Genomic DNA, 11735 nt, shown 5'->3' on the forward strand with positions numbered 1-11735 from the left:
GCGCTCGATATCACTCGGCTTTACCGCCATCTGTTGGATGATCTCAATACCCTGGGCCATCTACGACTGGCATAACGGCCAAGTTCCTTTTGAGGCTATATCTGGTTTTCTCCTTGGCCTTGCTGCATTGATGGGTTACTTTTACGGGCCAAATCAAACCATAACCGCACCGCAGAAATCAGAGGTCAACATGAGCCGATCCATAAGTGCCTCGAATGCAGGAGTAGCAGTTGGCCGTAATGTTATTAATAGTGAGATCCATACACATATACATCCACCAGGAGCCACGAAACCCAAATCCCTTTCCTATCAACCCCCGAAACCCCCTAAACCAGGTGATATCCCAGATCACGGTGACCTGCCACCCGGATCTAGGATGACTTTCTTGCAAAACGCTGTTTTCACCGGCAGGCATGATGACCTGATCGAGCTGGGCCGATACCTGCTCTATTCACATGATGAAAGCGGTGTAGTAGTTAGCGGCATGGGTGGCCTGGGCAAGAGCCAGCTGGCAGTTGAGTTTTGCTATCGTTACGGCCGGTTCTTCCGGGGAGTGCATTGGATCCAGGCCAACCTGGATATGCAGGCGGAGATTGCCGAGAACGGTCTGGCCATGGGCCTTCCTTACTGGCCTGACAAGCTCCCTGAGCAGGTGCAGGCCACCCTAAAAGTCTGGCAGGAGGAAGGTGGACAGAGGTTAATAGTGCTTGACAATGCCGAGGATCTGCAGGTCTTGCAGAACTGGTTGCCGAAGCTCCAGTCAGCAAGGCTGCTTATCACATCTCGGCGGGAGAACTGGCCTATAGATATGGGACTGAATGTCAAGAAACTGGAGGTGCTCGCTCGCAGCCAGAGCATCGAGCTGTTGTGTAAGCTGGCTGCCAGACTGAAGGAGATGCCTGACGAGCAGCTGGACAATCTAGCTGATTTTCTGGGCGACCTGCCTCTTGCCTTGGACCTGGCAGGTTGGTATCTGGCAGACAGGCCGGAGTTGCCGGTAGAGGGTTATCTGGCAGAGCTTGAGGCTGGTTCAGCCCTGGAGCATACTTCTCTCAGGGATTGGGCGGAACACAGCCCTACTGGACACTTGACCAGCTTGGCTGCCACCTTCGCCCTTAGCTGGGAGCGGCTCACCGAGGGCGATGAGCTGGCAAAGCAGCTGTTCAAGATAGGAGGATACTGTGCTCCCAATATGCCTATACCCCGGCAGATTCTGGCTAAGGCCATGGGGACAGATGTGCCTGACCATGAGCTGGACAGGGCGTTACGTAAGCTGGAAAGTTTGGGGCTGATGGATTCTTCTGAAGGTAGCAGGAGGATGCATAGTCTCCTAGCGGAATTTGCTCGCCTTCAAGACCGAGATTCTGATGAAAGCGTTTTACCTGACCTGGCAGAAGCAATGGCCGAAATCACCACTGAAGCTATTGAAAGCGGCCTGCCTGAAAATATGAGGCCTTTACATGAGCACCTTGATTTTGTGGCCAGGTCAGCAGAAGAATCGAACCTGCAGTCATCCGGGGCTCTGTGGAACAACCTCGGAGTGAATCTGAAAGATTTAGCGGACTATGAGGGAGCTAAAAGAATTCTTGAGAGGGCTTTGAAGATCGACGAGAATGCCTACGGCCCAGACCATCCCAACGTGGCCAGAGATGTCAACAACATCGGAATGGTGCTGCAAGATCTTGGTGACCTCCAGGAAGCCAGGAAGTGCTACGAAAGAGCCCTGAAGATCGACCAGAAAGCCGACGGCTCAGACCATCCCAACGTGGCCAGAGATGTCAACAACATCGGATCGGTGCTGAAAGATCTTGGTGACCTCCAGGAAGCCAGGAAGTGCTACGAAAGAGCCCTGAAGATCGACGAGAAAGCCTATGGCCCAGACCATCCCAACGTGGCCATAAGAGTCAACAACATCGGATTGGTGCTGAAAGATCTTGGTGACCTCCAGGAAGCCAGGAAGTACCTCGAAAGAGCTCTGAAGATCGACGAGAAAGCCTACGGCCCGGACCATCCCAACGTGGCCATAAGAGTCAACAACATCGGATTGGTGCTGCAAGCTCAGGGTGACCTCCAGGAAGCCAGGAAATGCTTCGAAAGAGCCCTGAAGATCGACGAGAAAGCCTACGGCTCAGACCATCCCAACGTGGCCAGAGATGTCAACAACATCGGATTGGTGCTGCAATATCAGGGTGACCTCCAGGAAGCCAGGAAGTGCTTCGAAAGAGCCCTGAAGATCGGCGAGAAAGCCTACGGCCCAGACCATCTCAACGTGGCCACAATGGCCAACAACATCGGATTGGTGCTGCAAGCTCAGGGTGACCTCCAGGAAGCCAGGAAGTGCTACGAAAGAGCCCTGAAGATCGACGAGAAAGCCTACGGCCCAGACCATCCCAACGTGGCCAGAGATGTCAACAACATCGGAACAGCGATGCAATATCAGGGTGACCTCCAGAAAGCCAGGGAGTGCTTCGAAAGAGCCCTGAAGATCGATGAGAAAGCCTACGGCCCAGACCATCCCAACGTGGCCAGAGATGTCAACAACATCGGAATGGTGCTGCAAGCTCAGGGTGACCTCCAGGAAGCCAGGAAGTGCTACGAAAGAGCCCTGAAGATCGACGAGAAAGCCTACGGCCCAGACCATCCCAACGTGGCCATAGATGTCAACAACATCGGATCGGTGTTGAAAGCACAGGGTGACCTCCAGGAAGCCAGGAAGTGCTACGAAAGAGCTCTGAAGATCGACGAGAATGCCTACGGCCCAGACCATCCCGACGTGGCCAGAGATGTTAACAACCTCGGATCGGTGCTGCAAGCTCAGGGTGACCTCCAGGAAGCCAGGGAGTGCTTCGAAAGAGCTCTGAAGATCGACGAGAATGCCTACGGCCCAGACCATCCCGACGTGGCCAGAGATGTTAACAACCTCGGATCGGTGCTGCAAGCTCAGGGTGACCTCCAGGAAGCCAGGGAGTGCTTCGAAAGAGCTCTGAAGATATGCCGAGATAAATTCGGCCCAGACCACCCGAACACCAGAACAGTGGCGGACAATCTGAGTTCACTCGGTCAGGGGCAGAAATAGACTTAGGGTTACGCCCAAGCACATGTTATGAAATTGATATATTATGACATCGTCCACTGTCGCATGCACCCTGAGGACTTTCTCTCGTTAGACGAACGGCACAGACTGCTGGCTGCCTCCCCTACCTTGCGAGAAGCTGCCCATCTCTCGGCTGATGGCCGGCTGCGGCCTTCGTGTCTCAGAAGTAGATGCCTTGAAGGTGGAGCGCCTGGATGGCGCCGGAGGATATCTGCATGTCGTGAACGGCAAGGGCGGTAAACGGCATACCTCTATCCTCCCCAAGCCTGTCATAGAAGTCTTTGGTGCTCATCTCCAGGCGAAGACAACGGATATATCTTCGAGGGCAGAGATCAGGGCCACATCTCAACCAGGCAGATTCAGAGGCTGCTGGACGAAGCTGCTGAGAAGGCAGGGCCTCAGGAGACAAGAATGAGCAAAATGAGGTAGAGGAAGAGGATCACGCCGCATCTGCTAAGGCACAGCTTCAGCCGGTGGTCACTGGATGCTGGAATCGATATCAGCTATCTGTAGCATCAGTTAGGTCTTGGGAGATAATGATACTATGAAGAAGGGCCTACAAATGAAAGAAAAAATCGGCCTTTGTAGGCAAGATAGAGAAATCAGGAGAGAATGAAATCGCCATTGCCTCAGAAGAGCTTATCGGCAACATCCGGCCACTCATAGAGCAAGCAAGGGCCCATGTCGCTCAATCAGTGAGGCTCCTCGCTGCTTTATTTGGGTGGCCAAGAATCCTAAGGTATGATCAGAGTTATCGCCCAATTGCCAGGATACCACTGTTGATGATGGGATCAATACCAATCACCCCTAGAGCCTGACTCATTGCGAGGTTTTGTATCATGGATTGAGAATCGATATCCTGAGGTTACCCACACGAGATAGCGAAGAGCCTTTTTTTTTAAAAAGCTTGTTCTCAGCATGAGCTTGACCTAGCAACCTCTCAAGCTCGGCAATCCTGGCCTCATACTTGCATATGTTGCCATTGCCGCCGAATGCTCTTTCTGGATTCTCGGCCAGTTCGTCTCTTGTGCGAGCTTTACGGTTTATACTCGTCGCGGATCTCACTTTGATTGGATTGCAGATAATGGATTTTAGCCATTGAGGGCACAAAGAGCATAAAGGGCTTGCAAAGCCATAAAGCTGCTCGAGGATAGAATAATTCTGAAGGGGATGAAGAGGTCTGCTCCCGGCCGGTGTGATTGGCCCAGCCGCTAAATCCAGCAGGACGCTGATGAGGCATGCGAGAAATATTTATAATAGTATATCGATAAAAAGTTTTGCCCTCCTCCATTCTATGCGCGACGGAAGAGAGCATATGCCAAATCAGGTGCCTCTGACGACATGATACGTACTTATGATTCCTAACCTTTTTAAAGGGGGCTGCTCATGCCCTCCGCCTAGCCATATGAAACCATCATTTCTGGCCAGGCACCCATAAGGCATGAAAATGAACACGAACCAAGACACAGAGACATCTTTAGGAGATCAATCACATTCAGGAGAGATCGCATCGATATGCGTGAGGGCTATACTCATATCAAATTGCCATTATCTGCATCCTCATGGGCGGCCAGGTCAGCAGCTGAATTAATGAATGATATGGGGCGCTGACACAATAATACAGGCCTTGGAAAATGGTAATCCAAAGCGTTTTTATATGCCTTTGTACTCTGCTGTATTTCAACTGACTATGCTGCTAAAGGACTGCAGGACTCATTGGGCGAATAACAATCCAGGATTGATCCATTTTATTAATGCATAGCAGGGGTGGGGTGGAGAGTTTGGTGGGGGAGATCACAGCTATATTGCCGGCCTATAATGAGGAGATATCAATAGGTAGCATTGTCCTGCGCACGCTCAAATACGCAGACCGGGTTATTGTGATAGATGACGGCAGCCTGGACCGCACTGCAGAGGTTGCCGCCCTGGCAGGGGCTCAGGTGCTGCGCCATAAGGTCAACCTCGGAAAGGGAGCAGCTCTCAAGACGGGCTTCTCCTCCCTCAATGGCGATGCAGTCATTGTCACCATCGACACCGATGGGCAGCATGATCCAGCCGACATCCCCCGCCTTGTGAATCCCATCCTGCAGGGAGAGGCGGATATGGTTAACGGCAGCCGCTATCTCAATGGAAATAAGAGGGATACACCAGCATACCGTCGAATAGGCCAAAGAGTGCTAGATGTGGCCACAAATATTGGCAGCGGCCTCTCGATAACCGATACTCAGAGCGGATTTCGAGCTTTTGCCGGCCGGACCAAGGGCATATTCCGCTTCAATCAGAAGGGGCTGGCCATAGAGAGCGAGATGCTGGCCGATGCTGCTGCCGCAGGCCTGCGCATCCTGGAGGTGGAGATCGGAGTGCGCTACGATGTGAATGGCTCTTCAGAGAATCCAGTAGCCCATGGGGTTAGGGTCCTGGTCAATGTTCTCAAGGACATGCAGTTGAGAAAGCCGCTCATCTGCTTCACCGTTCCCGGCTCTCTTATGGCAGGAGCGGGCATACTGATGGCTCTGGAGTTCCTCAGATCCTTCGTCCACGGCGGGGGCATGCAGTATGGCCCGACCATGATCATGATCCTGCTCACCCTGTTCGGATCCTTTATGGCCTTGACAGGGATCATTCTTCATATCTTATCAAGGGTTATGCATGAGTTCAAGAGGGAGCTGATAGCACAGGGAGGATTGAGGAGGGAGGGAAAAGCTTGAAACCGACTCTGATAAGAGCGCTGCGAGGAGGTATGCAGGGCATATGAATGGATTGGCCAGTATAATAATAGTTCTTTACAATAGCAGCCATTATATAGAAGCATGCATTGATTCCATCATGGCACAGAATTACCCTCATGAGATCATCGCCATCGATAATAATTCCACTGATGACAGTTGTCGTATCTTAAGAGAGAAATACCCCAATGTCAGATTGATTGAAAGCAGGGAGAATGCGGCTACGGGGCAGGAAACAATGAAGGGGTTAAACATGCAAAAGGCGAATACATCGTGGTGCTCAATCCAGATACTGTAGTTGAGGGGCGATGGCTGCAGGAGCTCGTCAAGCCCTTAAAAAGTGGAGATAAAGTCATCACCACACCAAAAATCCTGACCTATAATGGCGAGGTTATCAATACCTGTGGAGCGATAAATCACTTTTCCGGCCTCTCTTTTACCAGAGGATTGGGCTATCCATCGGGCACGCAATCCTGCAGAGAGCACATCAGCGGCTTCTCTGGATGCTCATTTGCCATCAGGCGGGAGCACTATATAAGCCTGGGTGGTTTTGATAAAAGCTTTTTTATGTATAATGAGGATGCCGATTTTTCCTGGAGGGCCAATCTCAATGGATTCAAAATCCTGTACATACCCTCATCTGTGGTCAGGCATGATTATATATTAAAAATGACACCCAAAAAATTCTATCATCTGGAAAAAGGAAGATATACAATATTGAGAAAATATCTATCCACCAATTGCCTGCTGATGCTTGTTCCTTCACTATTGATTACGGAGTTGCTGACCTTTGGTTTTGCCTCAAGGCAGGGTATAGAGTATTTATACAATAAGATTCTGGCAATGCTGCATGGCCTGACCGGCGAGATAACACCAGTTAAGGGAAATTCTCATCTGCTGATCGGCTCATTATATGATAAGATTCCAGACGACCAATTGACCAGATACAGGCTGGATGTCCTTTTCATAGGCCTTTGCAATATAATATATATTTGGAATTATGCATTATTGAAGGCAATGAGAATGTCATATCAGAAGAGGATAGAGAGCAGAGTGCTACAGATATCAGATCGACTGCTCCATAGTCCAGTTGATTGATGTGAAGAGGATATACTTTATTGCTGCTATTGCATCATACATTTATATTCTATTGCATTTTAACAGTTCGATAGATGCTTTTGCACCCCTTCAAATAAGTGCAGTGGACGAGACGATAGAAAGAGGATTTCTGCTGGATGCTTATAGAAATACCGTTCCCACCTTTCACATATTGGGCTCTCAACTGGCACTGATGCTGGGGAAGGATTGCAGCTTTCTATTATTTTCACCAATTCAGCTCATCCCCTATGCTGCACTCTTCTTTTTATTGATGTTGAAGCTCTCCGATAGTTATTTTCTGGCAGGCCTGGTATCGCTCACCGAGTTGACGACAGGTTATGCCGGGACCCAGAGGATCTTCTTCTGGCCGCATGGCATAGGAAGTATATTATATTTTGCTTTATTGATATTATTTCTTCTGATGTTCTCTGAGAAGAACAGATCAGTCTGGCAGTCATCTAATGGCGGTGATAATTGGAATATCCCTGGTATTTACATCATATGATGTCATCTTCACCTTTTTGTTATTTTTATCATCATTTGTAATATATCTGATAATAATCAATAAACCGAGGCATCCGTTCAGAGCCAATCTCGATTGTAGGTCGCAGCAATCTATCAAATTGTTGATTTTATTGATCATTGTTGAGCTGGGACTCACTGAATTTGTTTATAATAATTTTATTCATGCATTAAAATCATCCGACTCTTTCACAACATCTGTGCTGGATAAATTCCTGTTATCCTACTTTGCTGCCAGTATTCAGGATAACATTCTAAAAGATATATATCTTCATTATCCGCAGGGCATAACCCTATACGGTTATATTAAATATGGCATTCTCCTGGCATTCCTCATCCTCTTTCTAATTTATTTTATCTCATTGCCCGAGATGAGACATAGAATAAAACCCATATTTATATTATCAATACTCTCATCCATGGTGATCTGGGCATTCATTCGCTTGATGATCGGGCATGTGGAGATTGGTTTCTTTTACTATCCTGCCATCTTCAGCATAGCCTGGATATTCAGGAATGGAGGATCTTTCAGGAGATGGGCGGCTGTTGGCGTAATCGTTCTATTGGCCCTGAATCCTGTCTATCACTTCATGATATATAATGGGGAGCTCTCCAATAAGGACGTAGATAAATTTAATTACCTAAATCTCCCGCTATCATGGATCAAAGAGGAGAGCAGCGGAGAACTGATAAGGGGAGATGAACTTACAAAGAACTTTTATCTAATGTCATTCAGAACGCAAGACTTTCAGACCCTCGATGAGAATGATGTGGCCTTCCTTTTGAATAGAAGCGAATATAATGTAAATAATTATTTTATAATAAATGAAAATTTAAATGTCATAGATATAGTAAATTGGGTACAGATTGAACCCTGGAGGCACTTCGGTGGAGCATTGGATTGTAATAAAAGGATATCCAAAATTTTAGATTCGGAAAAAATCCTTATTTATATGAGGACGCGATGAAAAAACACATGGCTCTACCAAATATATTAACAACTGTAAAATCATGATATGAGCTGCACACTGCCAGCCTCCGAGAGGAATTCACACAGACTATAAATATTGGCTTGAAAATGGGGACTGGAACTGGCGGCTTGAATAGTAAATTACCAGAGGCCATAGAGTGGAATGCCAAAGGCCGAAGAGTGGAATGCCAAAGGCCAAGAGTGGAATGCCAAAGGCCAAGAGTGGAATGCCAAAGGCCAAGAGTGGAATGCCAAAGGCCAAGAGTGGAATGCCAAAGGCTGAAGAGTGAATTACCAGAGGCTATAGAATGAATGATCACTGGAGCAAGAAAAAGGTATTGGTAACAGGGGCAGGGGGCTTTATAGGAAGCCATCTGATCGAACGTCTTGTGGATTTGGGTGCTGATGTCACTGGTTTTGTGAGATATAACTCAAGGAATGATTGGGGATTGCTGGAGATAATCCCTCAGCATAGACTCGATTCACTGCAGGTCGTCTCTGGAGATCTTATGGATTTTGATGCTGTATCCAGTGCAGTCAAAGATGTAGATATCATATTCCACCTGGGTTCATTGATCTCAATCCCCTACTCATATAATAGGCCCAGGGATACAATCGAGAATAATATTTTAAGCACTTTAAATATTTTAACTGCGGCAAGGGATCAGGGGGTGGAGAAAGTGGTCCATACATCTTCCAGCGAGGTATATGGCACAGCATTATATGTGCCTATCGATGAGAAGCATCCCCTTCAGGGCCAGTCCCCCTACTCTGCCAGCAAGATCGGAGCAGATAAAATAGCAGAGAGCTTCTACTGCTCCTTTGACCTGCCTGTGGCAACGATCAGGCCCTTCAACACCTATGGACCTAGGCAGTCTGCAAGGGCGATAATACCGACGATAATCACCCAAGCCATAAAGAAAGAGAAGATACTGTTGGGATCCCTGTCTCCGACGCGGGACTATACCTATGTCAAGGATACTGTAGATGGATTCATCAAGGTAGCGGAGTCGGGCAGCTCAATTGGAGAGGTCATCAATATCGGATCTAATTTTGAGGTATCCATGGGAGAGCTGGCAGAGAAGATCGCAATCCTCTTGAATAAGAGAATAAGCATAGTCCGGGATCCCTCCCGGGTCAGGCCTCTGAAAAGCGAGGTACAAAGATTATGGTGCGATAATGGAAAGGCTAAGAGATTGCTTGATTGGGAGCCGAAGGTCTCCCTGGAGGAGGGGCTGCAGGAGACGATAGACTGGATGAGAGAGAATAAGGGGCTGGTCAAATTAGTGAGATGTTAGGAGAGGAGATGAAAGCTGTGATCCTTGCCGGGGGGCTGGGCACCAGGCTGAAGCCCTATACCACTGTCTTTCCCAAACCCCTCATGCCCATTGGAGAGTCACCAATCTTAGAGATAATTATCAGGCAGCTGAAGGCCAGGGGCTTTGATGAGATCACCCTGGCAGTCGGCCACCTGGCGGAATTGATAATGGCCTTCTTCAATGATGGCAGCAAATACGGACTGAAGATAGACTACTCAAGGGAGGAGAAGAAGCTTGGGACGGCAGGAGGGCTGGGATTATTAAAAAATAGGCTGAAGGATGATTTTCTGGTGATGAACGGGGATGTCCTGACCAGCCTGGATTTTTCTGAGTTCCTGGCATTTCACAAGAGGACCGGCTCCAAGGCAACCATAGCCCTCAATCAAAGGCATGTTGATATCGATTTTGGAGTGATTGAGCTGGACTCTGACCGGAGGCTGAGAGGCTATACAGAGAAGCCCAGGATCGATTATCTGGTGAGCATGGGAGTTTATGCATTCCATGAGAGCATACTGGAATATATACCTGCTAACCCATATCTGGATATCCCTGACCTGATGAAGAGGCTGCTTGCTGATGGAGAGACGGTGAACGGCTATATCCATGAAGGATACTGGCTGGACATAGGACGGCCGGATGATTATAGAAAAGGCCAATGAAGATACAGAGAATATATACAGAGAGAGCTTAGGGTCAGCATCGATGGGACTTAGCGAGAAGACGATATTGATCACAGGAGAGGAGGGCTTTGCCGGCAGGCATCTGCTCCATGCTCTTAAGAGCTGAATTTCATCGATGGTGTCGCTGAAGGATCAAAATGGAAAGAGGGTGGACATAAGAGACAAGGATCTGATCAGGGGGAAGGAGAAGAGAGCGGGAGGATATTGATATCGTATATCATCTGGGCGCGAGGACGGCTGTGAACTCATCCCTTGAGAGCCCCCATGCCACCTATGAGACAAATGTCCTCGGCACTTTTAAACATGCTGGAGTTTGCTGCCTCTGTGATATAGACAAAATCGTATATGCGAGCTCATATGTCTATGGAACTCCCCAGTACCTGCCCATTGATGAGAAAACGCAAGCGAATAATCCATACTCTAAGCAAGCTGCTCGGGGAAGAGCTATGCAGATCCTATCACGAGGATTTTGGAATCAAGTGTGCTATCTTCAGGCCATTCAATATCTACGGGCCAGGGCAGAGAGCCGATTTTCTATACCAAAGATCATCTCCTCCTTTCCTCGGGAGAGGTCGTGGTGAGGATCCCGAGCCGAAAAGGGTTTCGTTCACATAACAGATATGGTGGATGCATATATCAAAGGAGGCGAATACCAGGGCGACTTGAGATATTTAATATTGGATATGGAAGAGCTATAGCGTGAAGGAGATAATAGAGAAGATCATCTCAATATATGGATCGAATATCAAAGTGGCCTATGAGGAGAGAGGCGGAAGAACGAGATAATGGATTGCTATGCAGACACAGCAAAGGCAAGAGCCACACTCCTGGAGGCCCTTATCTTATAGATGAAGGCTTGCAGATGATGGTGGGAATCCATGAAGATAGCCATCGTCTGCTCTCATGGGGGACACTCACTCCAGATGTTATATCTAATGGATGCATTTAAAGGAAACGATATCATTGTAATCACCTATGACTCCAAGAGAACAAGGGAGCTGGAGCAAAAAAATATCTGATGGAGAATATTGGATATAATCCATGAAGATGCTCTCGGCAGCTCTTTTTCTCAGGGCCTTCCAGGGAACACAGGCCCGACCTCATAGTCAGCAATGGATCCGAAATTGCCATTCCGCGCTTTACATTGGAAAGCTCTTGCGCCGCCAAGAGCATCTTCATGAGAGCTGGGGCGAGGGTGAGCAATCCCTCGCTTTACAGGCAAGGATTGTATCCTGTGGCTGATCACTTCCTGTCCAATGGCCCCAATTGCTCTCTAAGTATGGAAAAAGCGGTTTATGAAGGGGCAAGCATGACCTTCGTCACTGT

Annotated in this window: 10 protein-coding genes and 3 pseudogenes; 12 read left to right on the forward strand and 1 reads right to left on the reverse strand. The window is 48.3% G+C overall.

What is annotated here, in order from left to right; genetic code table 11:
• Nucleotides 1-385: 385 nt before the first annotated feature.
• Nucleotides 386-3076, forward strand: a complete 2691-nt coding sequence (locus IPI63_RS11960) for a tetratricopeptide repeat protein (protein WP_292478630.1) — start codon at nucleotides 386-388, stop codon at nucleotides 3074-3076.
• A 154-nt stretch (nucleotides 3077-3230) separates the two neighbouring features.
• Nucleotides 3231-3509, forward strand: coding sequence for a hypothetical protein (locus IPI63_RS13040; protein ID WP_214064486.1), 279 nt, complete (start codon nucleotides 3231-3233; stop codon nucleotides 3507-3509).
• Between the two features lie 479 nt (nucleotides 3510-3988).
• Here the strand turns inward: IPI63_RS13040 and IPI63_RS13130 are convergent.
• Nucleotides 3989-4126 (reverse strand): annotated as a pseudogene (locus IPI63_RS13130) (IS3 family transposase); the annotation flags it as partial.
• Between the two features lie 740 nt (nucleotides 4127-4866).
• Between IPI63_RS13130 and IPI63_RS11970 the strand changes: the two are divergent.
• The 10 genes and pseudogenes from IPI63_RS11970 to IPI63_RS12005 all read left to right on the forward strand — a co-directional run bounded on the left by IPI63_RS11970 (nucleotide 4867) and on the right by IPI63_RS12005 (nucleotide 11428).
• The gene (locus IPI63_RS11970) at nucleotides 4867-5802 is read left to right on the forward strand and encodes a glycosyltransferase family 2 protein (protein WP_292478632.1); all 936 of its coding nucleotides are present in this window, start codon (nucleotides 4867-4869) and stop codon (nucleotides 5800-5802) included.
• A 118-nt stretch (nucleotides 5803-5920) separates the two neighbouring features.
• Nucleotides 5921-6918, forward strand: a pseudogene (locus IPI63_RS11975) (glycosyltransferase family 2 protein).
• Nucleotides 6911-7423 carry a hypothetical protein gene (locus IPI63_RS11980; RefSeq protein ID WP_292478634.1) on the forward strand — a complete coding sequence of 171 codons (513 nt, stop codon included), beginning with the start codon at nucleotides 6911-6913 and terminating at the stop codon, nucleotides 7421-7423. Before IPI63_RS11975 ends, IPI63_RS11980 begins: the two are co-directional and overlap by 8 nt.
• A gap of 130 nt (nucleotides 7424-7553) precedes the next feature.
• On the forward strand, nucleotides 7554-8408 hold the full coding sequence (locus IPI63_RS11985; protein ID WP_292478635.1) for a hypothetical protein: 855 nt from the start codon (nucleotides 7554-7556) through the stop codon (nucleotides 8406-8408).
• Nucleotides 8409-8718: 310 nt separating this feature from the next.
• On the forward strand, nucleotides 8719-9708 hold the full coding sequence (locus tag IPI63_RS11990) for a GDP-mannose 4,6-dehydratase (RefSeq protein ID WP_214064489.1): 990 nt from the start codon (nucleotides 8719-8721) through the stop codon (nucleotides 9706-9708).
• 8 nt (nucleotides 9709-9716) lie between these two features.
• Nucleotides 9717-10388: a sugar phosphate nucleotidyltransferase gene (locus tag IPI63_RS11995; RefSeq protein WP_292478636.1), complete on the forward strand. Its 672-nt coding sequence runs from the start codon at nucleotides 9717-9719 to the stop codon at nucleotides 10386-10388.
• Complete coding sequence (locus IPI63_RS12000) at nucleotides 10366-10515, forward strand: hypothetical protein (RefSeq protein ID WP_292478637.1); 150 nt, start codon at nucleotides 10366-10368, stop codon at nucleotides 10513-10515. Before IPI63_RS11995 ends, IPI63_RS12000 begins: the two co-directional genes overlap by 23 nt.
• 133 nt (nucleotides 10516-10648) lie before the next feature.
• Nucleotides 10649-10771 (forward strand): annotated as a pseudogene (locus tag IPI63_RS13045) (hypothetical protein); the annotation flags it as partial.
• Between the two features lie 28 nt (nucleotides 10772-10799).
• The gene (locus tag IPI63_RS13050) at nucleotides 10800-11024 is read left to right on the forward strand and encodes an NAD-dependent epimerase/dehydratase family protein (RefSeq protein ID WP_366851052.1); all 225 of its coding nucleotides are present in this window, start codon (nucleotides 10800-10802) and stop codon (nucleotides 11022-11024) included.
• A 263-nt stretch (nucleotides 11025-11287) separates the two neighbouring features.
• Complete coding sequence (locus IPI63_RS12005; RefSeq protein ID WP_292478638.1) at nucleotides 11288-11428, forward strand: hypothetical protein; 141 nt, start codon at nucleotides 11288-11290, stop codon at nucleotides 11426-11428.
• Nucleotides 11429-11735 lie beyond the last annotated feature (307 nt).

The organism is Methanothrix sp. (assembly GCF_016706325.1).
GTDB lineage: Archaea > Halobacteriota > Methanosarcinia > Methanotrichales > Methanotrichaceae > Methanothrix.